This is a genomic window from Fretibacterium fastidiosum (assembly GCF_964642095.1).
Lineage (GTDB): Bacteria > Synergistota > Synergistia > Synergistales > Aminobacteriaceae > Fretibacterium > Fretibacterium fastidiosum.
On the sequence record NZ_OZ209244.1, the window covers coordinates 1,289,646 to 1,307,593 of the forward strand.

Here is a 17,948-nt window from a genome sequence, read left to right on the forward strand (position 1 = left end):
GGTCCGCCAGCAGGGTGGCGCGGCTAGAACCGGTCGGGGTAGAGCGCCCGGGCGATGGCCTCGAGGCCGATGACGGCCCGCGGGCCCGGATACGTCTCCTCAACCCTGATGACGATGACGCGGTCGTCCTGGATCGCCTTCACGCCCTGAAGGACGGGGTCCTCCATCAGGAGCTTCTTTCGCTCCGCGCCGTTGGCGTTTCCGCACTCCAGGATCAGGATGACGTCCGGGTTGCGCCCCACGACGTCCTCCCAGGTGGCCTTGACGTAGCTGTCGTCGATGTCGTCAAAGACGTTGCGGGCCTTCGCCATCTTCATCAGGGCGCTCGGCATGGCCTGGGCGCCCACCGTGCGCGGGGGCTGGTCCGGCGCGTTCCACGTCTGATAGATGAAGACGCCGATCGGCTTCGCCGCGTCCACGTCTGCCAGCTTCGCCTCCACGGCTGCGGCGCGCTCCTTCATGGAAGCGATGCACTGCTCCGCGCGGTCCTGCACGTCGAAGATGATGCCCAGGTTCCTCAGGTCCGTGTAGGTGTCCTCGAGGCTCACCGGCGGCTTCTTCATGACGCGGATCAGGGACTCCGTGATGTTGTAGCACTTGACGCCGTGCTTCTCCAGCTCGTCCGGCGTGATGGCTCCGGCCGACGTGTCGCCCGGAACGCTCGTCCCGTACTGGTAGCCGGACAGGAAGAGGTCCGGCTTCTGCCCCAGCAGCACCTCGAGCGTGATGTAGCCCGGTGCGGCGACGGGGATCTTCTTGAGCCTCTCCCGGTGGTCCGGCGCGACCTGGCCGCCGTACTCCGGGAAGCCCGCGTAGCCGGCGAGCCTGTCGTCCAGGTCGAGGGCGAACATCAGCTCGATGATGTTGCCGTCGCCGTTGGTCACGACCCGCTCCGGCGCCTTCTCGAACGTCACCTGCCGGTCCCCGTTGTCGATCGTGACGGGGTATGCCGTCCGCGCGGCCTCCGCCGGGGACAGGGCCAGCAGGAGCGCGGCCGCCGCGCAGAGCACAAAAGCAAAGAACCTGTTTCTCATCAAGACTTCCTCCTCGATTCGCTGATCATAAACGCAAACGGAAAAACGCAGACGCCGCGGTCCCTCCCTCCACCGTCACCCCCCTTCTTAAAAAATAAGCGCGAAGCGCACAACAAAAAGGCCCCGCCCTCCACGGACGGGGTCCCTCGGCGCGCGAACGCAAAGATCCTGGAAAAAAGCCGCCGCTCCCCTGTCCCGGGAGTTCTTGCTGCGGCGCGTGGGCAGGTCTCCTGGCTTGCGATTCCTCCTCGAGGACGCCTTCCCGCTCCGGCGTCCTGCCGGGACAGTGGCCTGATGTCCTCTCGTCGTCGCTTACAGTAGTGGAAGCTGCGGGGGACTTGCACCCCCTTCCCTCTTGGAGCGCTTGCGCGCTGCCGCACGGCCTTGACCTGTGCCGTCATCTTAGCACGAGGGGAGGAAAAATGAAAGGCGCGCGCAGGGCCAATGTCGCAGGCGTGGCGGCGCTGGCGGCGGCCTTCGCTCTGAGCCTTGCCGGGACCGCGTTGGCGAAGATTGATACGTGGAAGGGCGTTGGAGGCGACACAAAGTGGAGTACCCCTGACAACTGGCTTCCTTAAGATGGTCCGCCATCGGTCGGCGACAAGGCGTTTATCGAGGGTGCTTTGGTGACCGTTGATGTTGATGCGGGGGTAAATATTGTGTCGCGCCGCGGTTCTGCGTGGTTGACGATTGGGGCGGGGACCGCTTGACCCTCAGAGGGCCAGCGCTGGGATTCAAGCCTCAGGCCGCGTGGGGATGATCGTCGATTTGGCCTTGAATGGGCTGATTTTTTCAAGCGCACCCGTTATTGACGTTGACACCGACGGAGATGACGCCATCGGGGAACGATCGTCTGGTGAACGTCCGGGTCTCGAACGACGTGGCTGTGAAACCGGATTCGTGGTTCTGGTGGTTCTGTACGGTATGGAATGTCACGGGCACCATCAAACAGTATGGTTTGGTGTCCAGGTCCAACACCGGGAAGGCCACGTCCTTTTACGGAAAGAAGCCTGATGACGGCAAGAAACCTGGCGAGGGCAAGAAGGGCGGCTCGCTTGCACTGGACCTGGAGGGCCGGTGCAGGCGAACGATGCCGCAGCACCGCCTCCGGCGCTGCGTTTTGGGCTGACGGCCCGACTTTGCTATAATGAAGACAACATAGGCGACAGGAGGTCGGGGGATGCCTGAGAAGGACATCACGGAACGGCACCTTGAGTCCTACAATGACGTTTTTGCGGACATCGTGAACGTGCTGCTCTTCAACGGAGAGAGGCGGATTCTCCCCGACGACCTGCGTGATACGCAGGCGCGCACCCAGTACAAGGCGGACGGCAAACTCCGCGAGCAGGAACGGGACGTCTCCAAGCTGTGGGCTCCGGAAGGGATCGTCATCTCGCTGATCGGCTTTGAGAATCAAACCCGGATCGACAGGGACATGCCGCTTCGGGTGCTGGGATACGAGGGGGCGGATTACCGCAACCAGCTGTCTGAAAAAGGCGGCCTCTACCCCGTGGTGACGTTGGTCCTTTACTTTGGCGAAGAGCCCTGGACGGGGCCTCGGTCGCTCTATGAGAGGGTCCGGGTTCCCGATGAAATGAAGCCGTTTGTGAGTGATCACAGGGTGAATCTCTTCGAGATATCCTTTCTGACGGACGAGCAGGTGGAGCGTTTCACGAGCGACTTCAGGATAGTGGCGGACTACTTTGTGCAGATGAGGAGGAAGCGGGATTACGTTCCTTCCCGTCGGGTTGTCGAGCACGTGGACGGAGTGCTGAAGCTGTTGTCTGCACTGACGCGGGACCATCGATTTGAGGATGCGCAGAATCAATTCAGGGAGGGGGAGAGCGTTACCATGCTGAGCGTTTTGGATAAGGTGGAGGCCAGGGGCATACGTCTTGGCAGGACGGAGGGCATTCAGCTTGGAGAGGCGAGAGGCATAAAGCTTGGAGAGGCAAGGGGCATCGCCGCCACGGCGCGGCGGATGCTGGTGCGAGGCGTCCCGCTGGAGCAGGTCGTTGACTTCACCGGGCTATCCCTCGGCGAGGTGGAGGCACTGCGGCGGGGGATGGACAACTGATTGTTGGCCCCCTGCTTTGCCCGCGCTTCACGTTCCTGCGGGATTGGGCCCCGCGGGGATTTGACAGCGGTGGAGCAATGTGCTTAAATAGCCTTAAATAAGGCGTCGCAGGGCCAGGAAGCGGGTGCAAGACCCGCGCGGCCCCGCCACTGTGACCCGGACGAATCCGCAGGCAAGGCCCACTGAAGGGGAAACCCCTTCGGGAAGGGCGCGGACGAGGAGGAGGGGAAGTCAGGATATTGACCCTGCGCGAGGACCGATGGGCATTTGCGTGGGCAACCCTCCGGTGCTGCTGCAGGACGCAGACTGCGAACCGCATACGGCGAAGGAGGCCCGGCGCGATGCCGAGCCTCCTTTTTTCACGCCTTTTCACCAGGCTGTGCTCTACCCTGCGAGGGCAGGGGTATCCTTATCACGATGGAGGTATGTGTCATGAACAAGTTTGTCTGTGTAATGCTGGTCGCTGCGGCGCTGCTTTCTGCTTCCCCGGCATGGTCCGCCCACGGCGACGCGAAGCCCGACAAGATGGGGATCCTGGTGTCGTCCTTCGGCACGTCCATGCCGGAGGCCCGTCCCGCCATCGACAACCTGGTGGAGGCGGCGAAGAAGGCCTTCCCCGACGCGGAGGTCCGCCTCGCCTTCACGTCGAACATCATCCGCCGCAAGATCGCCCGCGAGCGCAACGAGGTCGTGCCGACGCCGGTTCAGGCGCTTGCCGCGATGAACGACGAGGGCTTCACCCACGTGTACGTCATGCCGACGCACATCATCCCCGGCGAGGAGTACGACGAGATGCAGAACGTCGTGGACGCCTTTGCGTCCCTGAAGGGCAAGTACGGCTTCAAGAAGATCGCCCTTGGAGCCCCCTGCCTGAACGGCGTGGAGGACTGCGACAAGATGGCCAAGCTCCTGATGACCCGCTTTGAGAAGCAGCTGAAGGACAAAGGGACGGCCATCGTCCTCATGGGGCACGGCACGCCGGAGCACATCGCCCACGCCATGTACAGCCAGCTGCAGTTCTCCCTCGACAAGGTCGCCTACGGTCGCTTCTTCCTCGGCACCGTGGAGGCCGAGCCCAAGGTGGAGGACGTCATCCGCGCGCTTAAGCGCCACAAGGACATCCGCAAGCTGGTGATCTCCCCGCTGATGATCGTGGCGGGCGACCACGCCAACAACGACCTGGCTGGCGCGGACGACGAGGAGTCCTGGCTGAACGTGCTGAAGAAGGCGGGCTACAAGGACGTCACACCCTACCTGGTTGGACTGGGTCAGGACGAGAACATCGCGAAGAGCTTCGTCGAGCGCATCCGCGAGATGATGTAGCGCGGGCGCGTTTCCTCGATGACTGAGATCGCGGCCTGCCGCAAGGCGCAGAGCCGCAGGGCCTGGGCCGTCGGCGGGGCGCTTCTCCTCGCTCTTGCCTGTGCGGTCGTGTGGCGCGTCACGCTGGGGGAGTGGGATATCCCGCTTCCCCGCGTGCTGTATCTGCTGTCCCCGCGCCTGCCGGAGGCGGAGGCCTCCCTGCCGGAGGCGCTCGTGATCCGCTCCGTGCGGCTGCCCCGCCTGTTTGCGGCGGTGGGGACGGGCGGATTGCTCAGCGTTTCCGGCGCGCTCCTGCAGGGCATCCTCGCGAACCCCCTGGCGGAGCCCTACACGCTGGGCATCGCCGCCGGGGCGGCCTTCGGCGGGGCGCTGGGGCTCCTGTTGGGCACCGCGGCAGTGATCCCCGCGGCCTTCGCGGGGGCCGTGGGGGCCCTGTGCCTCGTGGGGCTCATCGCCTGGCGGGCGGGCGGAGGGCAGTTGGTGCTGGCGGGCATCGTCGCCAACGCGGTGCTGTCCGCGGGAGTGACGTTCGTCAAGGCGGTGGCGGACGACAAGCTGGGCGCGATCGTCCTGTGGATGATGGGGAGCTTTTCGGGGGCCGGAGCCTCCGGCGGCGCGGCCGTGTGGGGCGCGGCGGCCCTGGTGCTGGCGTCGGGGCTCTTCTGTGCCCCCATGCTGGACGCCATGTCCCTGGGCTCCGGCCGGGGCGCGATGCTGGGCGTCAACGAGAGGCGCCTCCGGTGCCTTCTGCTCCTGGCGGCCTCCCTGGGCGCTGCGGCCTCGGTGAGCTTCTTCGGCATCATCGGCTTCGTGGGCCTCGTGGTGCCGCACCTGCTGCGGCTGGCCGTCGGCCCGGCGCACCGGCCGCTGATCCTGCTCTCCTTCCTGGCCGGAGGCTGCCTGCTGGCGGCGGCGGACGGCGTGGCTCAGGCCCTTGGGGAGCTGCCCGTCGGCGTGCTCACCGCGCTGATTGGCGGGCCCTTCTTCTGCTGGCTCCTGATCCGGCGGGGGCGGCGGTCATGAGCGCCGCCTGCTTTCGCCTCGCGGACCTGACCGCCGGCTACGGGGACCGGAGGGTCCTGCGGGGCCTCACCGCGGACCTGCCTTCGGGGCGGTTCACCGCGCTGATCGGCCCCAACGGCAGCGGCAAGAGCACGCTCCTGCGCACGATGGCCGGCCTCCTGCCCTACGGCGGCGGGTTGACGCTCCTGGGGCGCGAGGTGCGGGGCGTCTCCCGGCGGCAGTTCGGGCGGCTGGTGGGCGTCGTGCCGCAGCACTTTCGCCCGCTCTACCCCTTCTCCGTCTGGGAGGTCATCGGGATGGGGCGACTGCCCCACCGCGGGTTCCCCGCCCGACCCCTGAACGCGGAGGACGAGGCGCTCATCGAGGCTGCGGCGGAGCGCGTGGGGGTGCGCTCCCTCCTGTCGCGCGACGTGACGTCGCTGTCGGGCGGCGAAGCGCAGCGGGTGGTCCTGGCCTGCGCGCTGGTCCAGGACCCCCCCGTGCTGCTGCTGGACGAACCCACCTCGGCCCTGGACCCCCATCAGGCGGCTCGCGTCCTGGGCCTGCTGCGCGAGCTGGCGCGGGAGGGGCGGACGGTGGCCGCCGCGGTACACGACGTCAATGCAGCGCTTCCCTTCATCGACGACTACCTGGCCCTGAAGGAAGGGCGGTTCTGCTCTCAGGGGCCCGTCGAGGCCCTGGACGGGCGCGTCCTGGAGTCCCTCTACGGCGCGCCGTTTCTATCTTACCGATCAGAAAGGGGGGACGTGATGTGGCGCGCTCTCTGCGAGTGATGACACGGTCCCTGCTGTTCTTTTTCCTGATGTTAACCCTTGTTCTTTCCCCCGGCCTCGCTGCGCCTGCGCTGGCCCTTCGCGTCGTTTCGCTCTATCCGGGGCACTCGGACAACGCGGTGGCCCTCGGCGGGGCGGAGTCGCTGGTGGGGTTGTCGGAGAACGACGACGCGGACCTTCTCCCGAACCTCCCGCGCTTCTCCAAGCAGACGGGGGCTGAGGCCATCCTGGCGCTCTCGCCGGACGTCGTCCTGATGCGGGGCCTGACGCAGCGCGCGAACCCCGGCCTCGCGGACGTGCTGCAGCGGGCGGGCGTCCGGGTGGAGTCCATCGACCCACCCTCCTGGGACGGCTTTGCGGACTACCTGCGGACGTTGGCCGGCATCCTCGGCCTGGACCCCGAATCGGGCGTGGAGCGGCTTGAGGCGACCAGGGCGGCGATCCGGCAGGAGGCTGCTGCGAGGCGGGAGGCCGCCGGAGGGAGGGTGCCGCGCGTCTTCCTGGAGGCCACGGCGCGCGAGCTGCACACCTGCGCGCCGGGCTCCTGGGCGGCGCACCTCATCGAGCTGGCCGGGGGCGAGAACGCGGCGCGGGAGGCGGAACCCATTCGCGAGGGCAGCGCACTGGCCCCCTGGGGGCTTGAGCGGGTGCTGAAGCTCCTGGAGGATGGGCTGGACGTCTACCTCGTCCAGCAGGGCGCGATGAACGCCTCGACGCTGGAGGCGGTGCGGGCCCGGCGCTGGGCCGGAGCCCTGGAGCGCACCCGCCTGGCGGCCATGCCGGAAAACCTCCTGAGCCGGCCCTCCCTCCTGGGGCTGGAGCGGGGCGGACGGCTCCTGATGGACGTCCTCTACGGGGAAGCGGCCCGATGAAGCTCATCGTCGTCGGCGTCGGCCCCGGAGGCGTGGACCACGTGACGGTGGGGGCGCTGGGGGCCGTTCAGGAAGCGGACCTGGTGCTGGTGCCCCGCTCAGGGGCCGGAAGGCCCGGCGTGGCGGAAGGGGCGCTGGCGGAGCGGCTGGGGGGCGCCTTTGACCCCGTGCCGATCGTCTTTCCCATGGTCTACGACGCGGCGCGGCGCGACGCGGAGCTGCGGGCCCAGCTGGAGGGGCTTCGGCCCCGTTGGCAGGGCGCCCGAACCGTTGCCCTGCCCGTGATCGGGGACTCCGCGCTCTACGCCACGGGGGCCTACCTGTACGGCGTCTGGCGGGAACTCGTGCCGGACCTGGAGTTGCAGCTGGTCCCCGGCGTCTCGGCTCACTCGCTGGCCGCGTCCTGCGCTCGGCGCTTCCTGGCGCTGGGCGAGGAGGTCCTCTGCGTCGTCCCTGGCACGGCGGAGCCCTCCAGGATCGAGGCGGCGCTCAGGGCTGCGGACGCCGCGGCGCTCTACAAGCCGAGCGCCCTGGGGGAGGAGCTGGCCGGCCTGGTGGCGCGGTCCGGCCCGTGGCGCGAGACGATCCGGGTGGATCGGGCGGGGTTGCCGGAGGAGTGCGTCCTCTGCGGCGCCGAGGCCGTCGCCCCGGCGAAGGAGTACCTGTCGGTGCTGCTGCTCTGGAGGCTCCGGGCGGCGGAATGAACCTGGCGGGGCTCCTCGAGGGCGAGGTGTGGCTGACGGCGGACATCCTGCTGGGGCTCGCCATCGGCGGAGCCGTGCTGCGCTGGGGGCTGGCGGACCGGCTGATGGCGCGCCTCACGCCCTGGCTGCGGCGGCACGGGATCGGGCCGCTGGTGGGCCTGTCCCTCACCGTCAGCCTCGGCTCGTCCAGGGCGGGCGCGGCCATCCTGGCCTCCGCACTGGACGAGGGGCGGCTGGACCGAAGGGCGGCGCTTTGGGGCACGCTCGCCCTGGCATTCCCCGCCTACCTGCGGCGCTGGCCGGCGACGTTCGCGCTCTGCGCCTCCATGGCGGGGGGCGCGGGCGCCGTCTTTGCGGTCGTGCTCCTCCTGCGGAGCGCGGCCCGTTTTGCGCTGGCCCTGGTCCTCCTGCGCCGGGGCGGGGGCTGCGAGGCGGGGCCGGACGAGGAGACGGCGGGGGGGGGGGCGGCGCGGCGCGAGGGCCTGTTGAAGGGCCTTCACGCCAAGCTCCTGCGGACGCTGCCCCTGGCCTGGGCGCTCTTCGCCGCGGCCTACGCGCTGGTCCCCTGGCTGGAGGGCGCGTTCCAGCGCTGGTTCATGGGGGGGACGTTCCTGCCGCTTGCGGGCTGGGCCGTCGCGGCGGCGTCCATCGCCCACGTCTCCGCGGCGCTGTCGCTGGCGGGGGGTGGCCTGGCGGCGGGGGACCTGAGCCCGGCGCAGGCCGTCTTCGCGCTCCTTCTGGGCAACGGGCTGGGGATCCTCACCCGCGCCGTGCGGCAGAACGCGGGGTACTACTTCGGGCTCTTCCCGCCGGACCTGGCGCGGTCGATGCTGTTCTGGAACGTGGGGACGATGCTGCCGCTCGTGCTGTTGAGCCTTCTCCTGGCCGCTCTGCCGCTCGGATGATCGTCCTGTGGTGCGGGGGCCCATCGGGCGGGGCTGGGGGCCTGCGGGTTATGAGGGATTGGGAGAAGGGGGAACGATGGCATGAGGCCTGAGGAGATCGAACGCGCCAGCATGGAGATCATCGCGCGCGAGATGGGGGAATGGCGCGGAGCGGCGGAGGAGCTGCCCGTGGTGAAGCGCGTCGTCCACGCGACGGCGGACTTCGACTTCGTGAGGACGCTCGCGTTCTCGCGAGGCGCGGTGACCCTGGGGCGCGAGGCCCTGCGGCGCGGCGTCGCGGTGGTGACGGACACGGCCATGGCCGCGGCGGGGGTCAGCAAGCCCTCGGCCGCCCGCTGGGGCGTGGAGGTGGTCTGCCGCATGGCGGACCCGGAGGTGGGGGAGGAGGCCCGGCGCCGGGGCGTCACGCGCGCCGTCGTCTGCATGGAGCGTGCCGTCGAGGCGACGCCCGACGCGGTGTTCGCCATCGGCAACGCGCCGACGGCCCTGATGCGCCTGTGCGAGCTCATCCGTGAGGGCCGCGCGCGCCCGTCGCTGGTGGTGGGCGTTCCGGTGGGCTTCGTGAACGTCGTGGAGTCCAAGGAGGTCCTGGCCGCGACGGACGTGCCGCAGATCGTGGCCATGGGGCGCAAGGGTGGCTCCACCGTGGCTGCGGCCATCCTCAACGCCCTGTTCTACGGCATGGAGGACCGGTGAACGCGACAGGGCTTCGGGAAGGAGTGACGACCGGAACCTGCGCCGCGGCGGCCGCAAAGGCGGCGGCCCTCCTGCTGACGGAGGGCCTGCCGGAGCGGGTGACGGTGACGGGCCCCACGGGGCGCGAGTTCACGCTGGACGTCCACGCCGTGCCGGGCGGGTGCGGCGTGGTGAAGGACGCGGGGGACGACATCGACGCGACGGACGGGCTGACGGTGTGCGCGTCGCTCGAGGTGTCGGAGGCGCCGGGCGAGGTCGTCTTTGCCGCCGGTCCGGGGGTGGGCACGGTGACGCTTCCGGGGATGAAGGTCCCGCCGGGCGAGCCGGCCATCAACCCCGGCCCACGGCGGATGATCGTGGACGCGCTGCGCGAGGTGCTGGGCGACCGCGCCGTGCGCGTCACGATCTCGATCCCCGGCGGCGAGGAGGTGGCGCGGCGCACCTTCAACCCGCGCCTCGGCGTCGTGGGCGGGCTCTCCGTCCTGGGGACGACGGGCGTCGTGCGCCCCATGGACGAGGCGGCGCTTTTGGCGTCGATGACCATGGAGCTCAGCGTCATGCGGTCCCTGGGGGTGCAGCGGCTGGTCATCACGTTCGGCGGCACGGGGGAGAAGGCCCTGCGCCGCGCCTTCGGCATCGAGGGGCGCTGCGTGGTCCAGGCGGGGAACTATCCGGGCTTCGTGCTGGACGAGGCGCACCGCATGGGGTTTGAGCGTGGCCTGCTGGGAGGGCATCCCGGCAAGCTCCTGAAGGTGGCGGCGGGGTCGTTCCGCACGCACAACCGCGACGCGGACGGACGGCTCGAGGCGCTCTGCACGCAGGCGGCGATCGCGGGCGCGCCCGCTGAGACCGTGCGGAGGCTCTACGAGTGCCGCACGACGGAGAACGCCATGGGCCTCCTGGAGGAATTCGGGCTGAAAAGCCTCTGGACGGCGCTGGCGGCCGTCGCGGCCCGCCGCGCGACGGACCGCTCCTTCGGGGAGCTCCCCATCGAGGCGGCGTTCGTGGACAACGAGGGCGCGATTTTGGGGGAGACGCCCGGCGCAGAGGCCTTTCGCGGAATGCGGGGGCCTGCGGTGTGACGCCCGTCCAATTGCTGGAGGCGATGTCATGCAGCATGAACTGATCGTGGTGGGGGTGGGGCCTGGCGCTGCGGACCAGATGACGCCCGCCGCGGCGGAGGCCGTTCGGGGCGCGGGCTGTGCCGTCGCCGCGCCGAGGCACCTGCCCCTCGTCGCGGGACACGCGAACGTCCTGACGCTGGGGCGCTTTTCGGAGACGCTGGACCGCGTCGCGGAGGAACTGGAGCGCGGCACGGTGGCGGTGCTGGTTTCGGGGGACCCTGGGCTCTACAGCCTCCTGCCGCTGCTGAAGCGCCGCTTTCCGACCGCGCCGCTGCGCGTCCTGCCCGGCGTGAGCTCCCTCCAGAGCCTGTGTGCCGCGGCGGGGGAGACGTGGACCGACGCGGCCATCCTGTCGGGGCACGGGCGGCCCCTGACGGCCTCCCGCCTCCTGAACGCCGTGGAGCGGGGTCGTCTGACCGCGCTCTTCTGCGGGGACGAGTGCTCGCCCCGCTGGGCCTGCGAGGCGCTGGCGGGCGCCGTGGGCGGCCTGGAGGAGCGCGTGGAGGTCGTCGTGGGGGAGCGCCTGAGCTACCCGGACCAGCGCGTGACGCGGGGCCGTCCGGCGGAGCTGGCGGGGAGAGACTTCGACCCGCTGTCCCTCGTCCTGCTGCGCAACGCCGAGCCATGGACGCCGCCCTTCGGCCGGCCGAAGGACGAGGACTTCGTGCGGGGCCGACCCCCCATGACGAGGGCGGAGGTGCGAAGCGTCGTCCTGGACCGGCTGGAGCTGTCGCCGGATGCCGTCCTGTGGGACGTGGGCGCGGGCACGGGCTCCGTCTCCGTCGCGGCGGCGCTGGCCTGCCCCGACGGGGAGGTTCACGCCCTGGAGTGCGTCCCGGAGGCCCTGGAGCTCCTGGAGCGCAACCGGGAGCGGTTTCGGCTGCACAACATGACGATCCACGCCGGTCGGGCCCTCGCCCTCCTCGACGGGCTGCCCCGCCCGACCCACGCCTTCGTCGGGGGGAGCGGCGGTGAGCTGGAGAGCCTGCTGGACCGGCTCTCGACCTTTGACGGTTGCCGCGTGCTGGTGTCCGCTGTGACGCTTGACACGCTGGCGCGGGCCGCGACGATCCTGAAGGGGCCGCTCTGGCATGGGCTTGAGGCCGTTCAGGTCGCCGTCGCTGCGAGTCGGCCCCTGGGACAGGGCCTCCTGATGGCGGGAAGCAACCCCGTGACGCTCCTCGGCGCCTGGGCTGGGTCGCGCTGAGGCCTGTCCCTCTGCCGGAGGAGGCGCTGTTGATGATACGGATACGGAGGCTGTGAGATGATCTACTTTATCGGGGCGGGACCCGGTGCGCCGGACCTCATCACCCTGCGCGGCGCGGAGCTCTTGAGGAGGGCGGGCCTGATCGTCTACGCAGGCTCGCTCGTCAACCCGGCGCTTCTGGACTACGCACCCCAGGGCTGCGAGGTGTACGACAGCGCGCTCATGACGCTGGACGAGGTGATGGAGAAGCTCCTGGACGGGGAGAGGCGCGGACTGACGACGGTGCGCCTCCACACGGGGGACCCGTCGCTCTACGGCGCCATCCGAGAGCAGATGGACCGGCTTCGGGCGGAGGGCGTCGAGTTCAGCGTCGTGCCGGGGGTGAGCTCCTTCTGCGCGGCGGCGGCGGCCATTCCGGCGGAGTACACGTTGCCCGGCGTCAGCCAGACCCTCATCATCAGTCGCATGGAGGGCCGGACGCCCGTCCCGGCGCGCGAGGGCATCCGCTCTCTGGCCGCTCACGGGGCCTCCATGGTGCTGTTCCTGTCGAGCGCCATGCTGAAGGAGCTTGCCAGTGAACTCATCGCGGGGGGGTATCCGCCGGAGACCCCGGCCGCGCTGGTGTACAAGGCCTCCTGGCCCGACGAGCGCGTGCTGCGCGGCCCCCTGGCGTCGATCCCGGCCATGGCGGAGGAGGCGGGCATCAGCAAGACGGCCCTCGTCCTGGTGGGGGGCTTCCTGGGGGACGACTACGACCTCTCGCGGCTCTACGACGCCTCCTTCTCCCACGGCTGCCGCAGGGCCTCCCAATGAGGGACGGTCCCGTCGTCCTGGCCGCCTTCACCGAGGCGGGGGCGGCCCTGGCCGTGCGGCTGGCCGACCGGCTGGGCGGGCGGGCCTTCGCGCCGGAGCGCTGCCTCGTGCCGGGCGCGGAGCGGATCGACCCCGACGGTGGCGTGAGGGGATGGGCGGGGGAGTGGTTTCAGCGCGCGGGGGCGATGGTCTTCGTCTGTGCGTGCGGTATCGCGGTGCGCGCCATCGCGCCCTGGGTGCGCGCCAAGACGCAGGACCCCGCCGTGGTCGTGACGGACGAGGCGGGGCGCTTCGTGATCCCCATCCTGTCGGGGCACATCGGCGGGGCGAACCAGCTGGCCCGCCGCGTCGCGGACCTCACGGGCGGCGCGGCCGCCGTGACGACGGCTACGGACGTGAACGGCGTGACCGCCGTGGACGAGTGGGCTGTGGAGAATCGGTGCGCCATCCAGAACCCGCGCGCCATCAAGGCGGTGTCCGCGGCCGTCCTGGCCGGGGAGAGGGTGGGCGTGGCGGTGACGGATGAGCTTCAGCCCGCCCCCTGGCCCGTGACGCTGTGGCTTCGGCCCCGGGTGCTGGTGCTGGGCGTCGGGTGCGTCAAGGGTGCGGATGCCCGCGAGGTGCGAGAGGGGGCGCGGGACTTCCTGGACAGCGCGGGCGTGTCGCCCCTGTCGCTTCGAGCCCTGGCCTCCATCGACCTGAAGCGGGACGAGGCGGCCCTGCTGGAGCTGGCGGACGCCTACGGCGTCCCGTTCCTGACGTTCGGCGCGGACCGACTTGCTGCGGTGCCGGGGCGCTTCTCCTCGTCGGAGAGGGTGCGCGAGGTCACGGGCGTGGACAACGTCTGTGAGCGGGCGGCGGTGCTGGCCGCGTCGGAGGCGTCGGAGGGCGGCGGGGCCGTGCTCTTGCGGAGCAAGGCGCGGTATCCCCGCATGACCTTTGCCCTGGCGCGGGCCAGGGGCGCGAAAGAATTGGGGGGCACGGAATGATCCGGGTGGTGGGGCTGGGGCCGGGAGGCCGGGACGAGATGACGCCGCGGGCGCTTGAGGCGCTCGCACGCTGCGACGTGATCCTGGGGTACCGGGCGTACATTGAGCTGATCGAACCGGTGCTGCCGGGCAAGGAGTATCGCGCGTCCTCCATGAGGCAGGAGGCGGACCGCTGCCGCGAGGCGCTGGCGCTCTCCGCGTCGGGGCGCGCCGTCGGGATCGTCTCGAGCGGGGACCCAGGCGTCTACGGCATGGCCGGCCTCCTGTTGGAGCTGGCGGGGGAGGACGTGGATGTCGAGATCGTTCCGGGCATCACGGCGGCCGTCTCGGCCGCGGCGGTCCTGGGCGCGCCCTTGATGAACGACTTCGCCGTCGTCAGCCTGAGCGACCTCCTGACGCCGTGGGAGGCGATCGAGAGGCGGATCGAGGCGGCGTCCGGCGCCGACTTCGTCCTCTGCCTCTACAACCCCGCGAGCCGGGGCCGCCCGGAGCACTTTCGCCGCGCCTGCGACCTGGTCCTGCGGCACAGGTCGCCCGAGACGCCCGCGGGCTGGGTGCGCAACGCGGGCCGCAGCGGGGAGCGATACGGCGTCACGACGCTTGGGGCGATCCGGGACGTGGAGCTTGACATGTTCTGCACGGCCGTCATCGGCTGTTCCGCGACCTTCGTGAAGGGCGGCCGCATGGTGACGCGGCGCGGTTACCGGAGCGCGGAGGAGGCGGAGCGTTGAGCGGCGAACGCCTCCTCCTGTTCGGCGGGACGACGGAGGCGCGGGAGCTCCTGGAGCGCGGACTGCCCGCGATCTATTGCGCGGCCACGGACTACGGCGCCGACCTGGTCCGCGGCCTGCCGAACGTCGAGGCGAGGCCGGGGCGGCTCGACGCGGAGGGCATCGCGGCCCTGATCCGGGACGAGGGGGTTCCCTGCGTCATCGACGCCACGCACCCCTACGCCAGGGAGGTCACGGCCAACGTCCGTGCCGCCTGCGAGCGCACGGGCACGCCCCTGCTGCGCGTGCTGCGGGCGAGCGGGGTGCCGTCCGGGGCGGAGGGTGTCACGCGCGTCCCCTCCTGTGCGGCGGCAGCGGAGCTCCTGAACGCGAGGGAGGGGGCCGTCCTGCTGACGGTGGGGAGCCGGGAGCTTTCGGCCTTCGCGTCCATTCGGGACGGCGGGAGGCGCCTCTTCGCGCGGGTCCTCCCGGCGGAGGAGTCGCTGCGCGCCTGCGCGGCGATCGGCCTCGACCCCGCCCACGTCCTGGCCATGCAGGGCCCGTTCTCGCTTGAGATGAACCTGGCCATGCTGAGGGACGTCGGTGCCGCCGCGCTGGTGACGAAGGACGGCGGCCCCGCGGGCGGCATGGAGGCGAAGCTGACGGCCGCGCGCCGGCTGGGCGTCGAGGTGATCCTGGTGGAGCGGCCGGCGGACGGCGGCGTCTCCGTCGAGGAGGCCCTCCTGTGGGCGCGGCGGATGCTGGGGCTGAGCCGGCCTCCCCTCTTTCCCGTGATGCGGGACATCGAGGGGCGGCTCGTCCTGGTGGTGGGGGGCGGGGCCGTGGCGCGGCGCAGGGCGGAGACGCTCCTGCGGTGCGGCGCGCGGGTGCGGGCCGTCAGCCCCCGCTTCTGCGACGGCTTCCCCGAGGTGGCAGAGCGCCTGCAGCGGCCCTTCGCGCCGGAGGACCTGGACGGCGCCCTCCTGGCGGTGGCGGCCTCGGGCAGCCGCACGACGAACCGCGAGGCGTCCCGCCGTGCCAGGGAGCGCGGCGTCCCCGTCAGCGTCGCGGACAACGCGGCGGAGGGGGACTTCTTCTTCCCGTCCCTCGTCGCGTCGGGCGCGGCGGCGGCCTCCGTCTCCAGCGCCGGGCTCTCCTGCTCCCTCACCCGGCGGCTTTCGGACCGCCTGAGGGCGGTGTGGGAGGGCTGGGTGGCGGAGGAGACGGAGGCGCTGAGGCGGGAGAAGGGCGGGGTGGGAGGATGCGCCTGATGTCGATGAGACGAAGGCTGCGCGTTGGCGGTCGGGCCAGCCATCTGGCCGTGGCCCAGAGCCGCCTGGTGATGGCCGCCATCGCCGCGGCGCACCCGGAGCTGGAACTGGAGCTGGTGACGTTCCGCACGACGGGGGACGTGAACATGAAGCCCTTCGCCGAGGCCTCGGACCCGGCGGGCATCAAGGGGCTCTTCACGCTGGAGCTGGAGCGGGCCCTGCTCGGCGGAGCCATCGACCTGGCGGTGCACAGCCTGAAGGACCTGCCCATGGTTCAGGACCCCCGCCTGCCCATCGTGGCGTACTCGCGGCGGGAGGACCCGCGCGACGCGCTGGTGCTGCCCGTGGACGCGGACGGGCGGGCGCTGGAGGACGGGGGCGGGGCCATTGGGTGCTCCTCGCTGCGCCGCCGCCTGCAGCTGGCGCGCCTCTTTCCGGGTCGGGCGACGGAGCCGGTGCGGGGCAGCGTGCCGACGCGCCTGCGCAAGCTGGACGAGGGGCAGTTCTCCATGCTGGTGCTGGCTGCGGCGGGGCTGAAGCGTCTGGGGCTCGAGGCGCGCGCGTCGCGCGTCCTCGGCGTGGAGGAGATGGTCCCCGCGGCGGGACAGGGTATCCTGGCGTGTCAGGGGCGCGCGGGCGAGGCCTATGACTTCCTCGACGCCGTGCGGGACCGGGACGCGGAGGACTGTGCGCGGGCGGAGCGGAGCTTCGCCGCCGCGCTGGGGGGCGGCTGCACGCAGCCCGTGGGGGCGTTCGCTTCCGTGAACGGGGATGAGCTGACGCTCACGGGGTTCTGCCTGTTGGACGCCCTGGCGGGGGAGCGGCGGGGCCGCATCGCAGGGCCCCGCGCGAGGGCGGAGGCTTTGGGCCGGCACCTGGCCGCGCGCCTCGCGCCGAACGCGGTACTGAGGGAGGGGGCCGGAGCATGAGCGAGGGAAGGGTTGGCCGGGTGTGGCTCGTGGGCGCGGGGCCTGGAGACGCGGGGCTCCTGACGCTGCGGGGCCGCGAGGTCCTGCAGGGCGCGGAGGCGGTGGTCTACGACCGGCTGGTGGGCGACGGCGTCCTGGCCATGATCCCGGCAGGCGCCGAGCGCGTGGACGTCGGCAAGAGCGGCGGCAGTCATCCGGTGCCCCAGCGGGAGATCGAGGCGATCCTGGTGCGCCTCGCGCTGTCGGGCAGACGGGTCGTCCGCCTGAAGGGGGGCGACCCCTTCCTCTTCGGCCGCGGGGGCGAGGAGGCGGAGGCGCTCCTGCGGCACGGCATCCCCTTCGAGGTCGTGCCCGGCGTCACCTCCGCCGTCGCCGCTCCGGCCTGGGCGGGCATTCCGGTGACGCACCGCGGCCTGGCCTCGTCGCTCCACGTCGTCACGGCGCACAGCCGGGAGGGGGGCCTGCCGGACCTGGACTTCGAGGCGCTGGCCCGCCTGAAGGGGACGCTGATCTTCCTCATGGGGGTGGAGGGCGCGCTGGAACTTTGCGCCCGGCTGATGGAGGCGGGGATGGACCCGGAGACCCCCGCGGCAGCCGTGGAGCGCGGGACCTCCGCGCGCCAGCGCCGTGTGTCCGCGACGCTTCGGACGTTGGCGGAGGCGATGCGCGGCGCGGGGATCCGCCCTCCGGCGGTCCTCGTCGTGGGGGCCGTGGCGGCGTTGGCCGAGCGCTTCGACTGGCGGGCCGCCCTGCCGCTTTCCGGGGTGCGCGCCGCCGTGACGCGGCCGCGGGAGCGCGCGGGGCGCCTGTCGCGGATGCTCCGGGATGCGGGGGCGGAGGTCCTGGAGGTCCCCTGCATCGCCACGGAGCCGCTGGAGGACCCCCTTCCGCCCATCGGTGGCGCGGACTGGGCCGTCTTCACCAGTGCGGCGGGGATCGAGGCCCTGACGGCGCGCCTGGCCCGCGAGGGGCGGGACGTTCGGGAGCTGGGAGGCGCGCGCCTCGCGGCCATCGGGCCGGCGACGGCGGAGGCCCTGAGGGCCTGTGGCCTGCGGGTTGACCTGATGCCCGACGTCTACGACGGCGAGCACCTGGCCGTTGCCCTGGCGGGGCGCATGAGGACGGGGGAGAAGGCCCTGCTGCTGCGGGCGGAGGAACACGGGCCGGAGCTGACGGAGGGGCTTCGGGCCGCCGGCGTCCCCTTCCGGGAGGTGCCGCTCTACCGCACCTGCCGCCTTCGCCCGGAGTTGCCGGAGGACCTGGACATGGCGTTCTTCACCAGCGCCTCGACCGTCGGGGCCTTCGCCGCCTGCGCGCCGACGGGCTGGAGGGGCTGGAGCGAGGTGGGGGCGCTCTGCATCGGGCGCCAGACGGCGCGCGCTGCGCGGGAGGCCGGCTTCGCGCGGGTCTTCACGGCGGACTCCGCGACGCTCGAGGCACTTCTCGCCGCGGCCGTGGCCGCGCGGGGTCAAATCACAGCCGCCCGGTGAGGGGCGGC

18 protein-coding genes and 2 riboswitches are annotated in these 17,948 nt (G+C 71.3%); of the genes, 17 read left to right on the forward strand and 1 reads right to left on the reverse strand.

What is annotated here, in order from left to right; all coding sequences use genetic code 11:
• Positions 1-23: 23 nt before the first annotated feature.
• On the reverse strand, positions 24-1,034 hold the full coding sequence (locus ACK28C_RS05510; RefSeq protein WP_015556833.1) for an ABC transporter substrate-binding protein: 1,011 nt from the start codon (positions 1,032-1,034) through the stop codon (positions 24-26).
• 220 nt (positions 1,035-1,254) lie between these two features.
• Positions 1,255-1,410, reverse strand: a riboswitch (cobalamin riboswitch).
• Between the two features lie 432 nt (positions 1,411-1,842).
• On the opposite strand from ACK28C_RS05510, the gene ACK28C_RS05515 reads away from it, so the two are divergent.
• The 17 genes from ACK28C_RS05515 to cobA all read left to right on the forward strand — a co-directional run bounded on the left by ACK28C_RS05515 (position 1,843) and on the right by cobA (position 17,940).
• Positions 1,843-2,163 carry a hypothetical protein gene (locus tag ACK28C_RS05515; protein WP_409152572.1) on the forward strand — a complete coding sequence of 107 codons (321 nt, stop codon included), beginning with the start codon at positions 1,843-1,845 and terminating at the stop codon, positions 2,161-2,163.
• Between the two features lie 51 nt (positions 2,164-2,214).
• Positions 2,215-3,111, forward strand: a complete 897-nt coding sequence (locus ACK28C_RS05520) for an Rpn family recombination-promoting nuclease/putative transposase (protein WP_409152573.1) — start codon at positions 2,215-2,217, stop codon at positions 3,109-3,111.
• Between the two features lie 83 nt (positions 3,112-3,194).
• A riboswitch (cobalamin riboswitch) is annotated at positions 3,195-3,374 on the forward strand.
• 169 nt (positions 3,375-3,543) lie between these two features.
• Positions 3,544-4,434: a sirohydrochlorin cobaltochelatase gene (locus tag ACK28C_RS05525; RefSeq protein WP_015556836.1), complete on the forward strand. Its 891-nt coding sequence runs from the start codon at positions 3,544-3,546 to the stop codon at positions 4,432-4,434.
• An 18-nt stretch (positions 4,435-4,452) separates the two neighbouring features.
• Positions 4,453-5,457 (forward strand): FecCD family ABC transporter permease, encoded by a 1,005-nt coding sequence (locus ACK28C_RS05530; protein WP_409152574.1) that lies wholly within the window; start codon positions 4,453-4,455, stop codon positions 5,455-5,457.
• The gene (locus ACK28C_RS05535) at positions 5,454-6,230 is read left to right on the forward strand and encodes an ABC transporter ATP-binding protein (RefSeq protein WP_015556837.1); all 777 of its coding nucleotides are present in this window, start codon (positions 5,454-5,456) and stop codon (positions 6,228-6,230) included. Before ACK28C_RS05530 ends, ACK28C_RS05535 begins: the two co-directional genes overlap by 4 nt.
• Positions 6,231-6,259: 29 nt before the next feature.
• Positions 6,260-7,102 (forward strand): ABC transporter substrate-binding protein, encoded by an 843-nt coding sequence (locus ACK28C_RS05540; protein WP_409152575.1) that lies wholly within the window; start codon positions 6,260-6,262, stop codon positions 7,100-7,102.
• The gene (locus ACK28C_RS05545; RefSeq protein ID WP_409152576.1) at positions 7,099-7,806 is read left to right on the forward strand and encodes a precorrin-2 C(20)-methyltransferase; all 708 of its coding nucleotides are present in this window, start codon (positions 7,099-7,101) and stop codon (positions 7,804-7,806) included. The genes ACK28C_RS05540 and ACK28C_RS05545 overlap by 4 nt, the downstream gene beginning before the upstream one ends.
• A complete protein-coding gene (locus ACK28C_RS05550) occupies positions 7,803-8,711 on the forward strand; it encodes a hypothetical protein (protein WP_409152577.1) in 909 nt (302 codons plus the stop codon). The genes ACK28C_RS05545 and ACK28C_RS05550 overlap by 4 nt, the downstream gene beginning before the upstream one ends.
• 81 nt (positions 8,712-8,792) lie before the next feature.
• Positions 8,793-9,407, forward strand: a complete 615-nt coding sequence (locus ACK28C_RS05555; RefSeq protein ID WP_409152578.1) for a precorrin-8X methylmutase — start codon at positions 8,793-8,795, stop codon at positions 9,405-9,407.
• Entirely contained in the window at positions 9,404-10,489 is a 1,086-nt protein-coding gene (gene cbiD / locus ACK28C_RS05560) for a cobalt-precorrin-5B (C(1))-methyltransferase CbiD (RefSeq protein ID WP_409152579.1), read from the forward strand. Before ACK28C_RS05555 ends, cbiD begins: the two co-directional genes overlap by 4 nt.
• A gap of 28 nt (positions 10,490-10,517) precedes the next feature.
• Complete coding sequence (cbiE, locus tag ACK28C_RS05565) at positions 10,518-11,738, forward strand: precorrin-6y C5,15-methyltransferase (decarboxylating) subunit CbiE (protein ID WP_409152580.1); 1,221 nt, start codon at positions 10,518-10,520, stop codon at positions 11,736-11,738.
• 57 nt (positions 11,739-11,795) lie between these two features.
• Positions 11,796-12,551 carry a precorrin-4 C(11)-methyltransferase gene (cobM, locus tag ACK28C_RS05570; RefSeq protein WP_409152581.1) on the forward strand — a complete coding sequence of 252 codons (756 nt, stop codon included), beginning with the start codon at positions 11,796-11,798 and terminating at the stop codon, positions 12,549-12,551.
• Positions 12,548-13,540 carry a cobalt-precorrin 5A hydrolase gene (locus tag ACK28C_RS05575; protein WP_409152582.1) on the forward strand — a complete coding sequence of 331 codons (993 nt, stop codon included), beginning with the start codon at positions 12,548-12,550 and terminating at the stop codon, positions 13,538-13,540. The genes cobM and ACK28C_RS05575 overlap by 4 nt, the downstream gene beginning before the upstream one ends.
• Positions 13,537-14,271, forward strand: a complete 735-nt coding sequence (gene cobJ / locus ACK28C_RS05580) for a precorrin-3B C(17)-methyltransferase (protein ID WP_409152583.1) — start codon at positions 13,537-13,539, stop codon at positions 14,269-14,271. The genes ACK28C_RS05575 and cobJ overlap by 4 nt, the downstream gene beginning before the upstream one ends.
• Positions 14,268-15,521, forward strand: a complete 1,254-nt coding sequence (cobK, locus tag ACK28C_RS05585; RefSeq protein WP_409152584.1) for a precorrin-6A reductase — start codon at positions 14,268-14,270, stop codon at positions 15,519-15,521. Before cobJ ends, cobK begins: the two co-directional genes overlap by 4 nt.
• Positions 15,521-16,450 carry a hydroxymethylbilane synthase gene (gene hemC / locus ACK28C_RS05590; RefSeq protein ID WP_409152585.1) on the forward strand — a complete coding sequence of 310 codons (930 nt, stop codon included), beginning with the start codon at positions 15,521-15,523 and terminating at the stop codon, positions 16,448-16,450. Before cobK ends, hemC begins: the two co-directional genes overlap by 1 nt.
• Positions 16,447-17,940: a uroporphyrinogen-III C-methyltransferase gene (gene cobA / locus ACK28C_RS05595; protein WP_409152586.1), complete on the forward strand. Its 1,494-nt coding sequence runs from the start codon at positions 16,447-16,449 to the stop codon at positions 17,938-17,940. The genes hemC and cobA overlap by 4 nt, the downstream gene beginning before the upstream one ends.
• Positions 17,941-17,948 lie beyond the last annotated feature (8 nt).

Coding starts and splice junctions, on each gene's coding strand:
- cbiE (WP_409152580.1), top strand. CDS start 10,518: ATGCAGCATGAACTGATCGTGGTGGGGGTGGGGCCTGGCGCTGCGGAC.
- cobA (WP_409152586.1), top strand. CDS start 16,447: ATGAGCGAGGGAAGGGTTGGCCGGGTGTGGCTCGTGGGCGCGGGGCCT.
- cobM (WP_409152581.1), top strand. CDS start 11,796: ATGATCTACTTTATCGGGGCGGGACCCGGTGCGCCGGACCTCATCACC.
- ACK28C_RS05525 (WP_015556836.1), top strand. CDS start 3,544: ATGAACAAGTTTGTCTGTGTAATGCTGGTCGCTGCGGCGCTGCTTTCT.
- ACK28C_RS05545 (WP_409152576.1), top strand. CDS start 7,099: ATGAAGCTCATCGTCGTCGGCGTCGGCCCCGGAGGCGTGGACCACGTG.
- ACK28C_RS05540 (WP_409152575.1), top strand. CDS start 6,260: ATGTTAACCCTTGTTCTTTCCCCCGGCCTCGCTGCGCCTGCGCTGGCC.
- ACK28C_RS05520 (WP_409152573.1), top strand. CDS start 2,215: ATGCCTGAGAAGGACATCACGGAACGGCACCTTGAGTCCTACAATGAC.
- ACK28C_RS05575 (WP_409152582.1), top strand. CDS start 12,548: ATGAGGGACGGTCCCGTCGTCCTGGCCGCCTTCACCGAGGCGGGGGCG.
- ACK28C_RS05550 (WP_409152577.1), top strand. CDS start 7,803: ATGAACCTGGCGGGGCTCCTCGAGGGCGAGGTGTGGCTGACGGCGGAC.
- cobJ (WP_409152583.1), top strand. CDS start 13,537: ATGATCCGGGTGGTGGGGCTGGGGCCGGGAGGCCGGGACGAGATGACG.
- ACK28C_RS05510 (WP_015556833.1), bottom strand. CDS start 1,034: ATGAGAAACAGGTTCTTTGCTTTTGTGCTCTGCGCGGCGGCCGCGCTC.
- ACK28C_RS05535 (WP_015556837.1), top strand. CDS start 5,454: ATGAGCGCCGCCTGCTTTCGCCTCGCGGACCTGACCGCCGGCTACGGG.
- ACK28C_RS05530 (WP_409152574.1), top strand. CDS start 4,453: ATGACTGAGATCGCGGCCTGCCGCAAGGCGCAGAGCCGCAGGGCCTGG.
- ACK28C_RS05555 (WP_409152578.1), top strand. CDS start 8,793: ATGAGGCCTGAGGAGATCGAACGCGCCAGCATGGAGATCATCGCGCGC.
- hemC (WP_409152585.1), top strand. CDS start 15,521: ATGTCGATGAGACGAAGGCTGCGCGTTGGCGGTCGGGCCAGCCATCTG.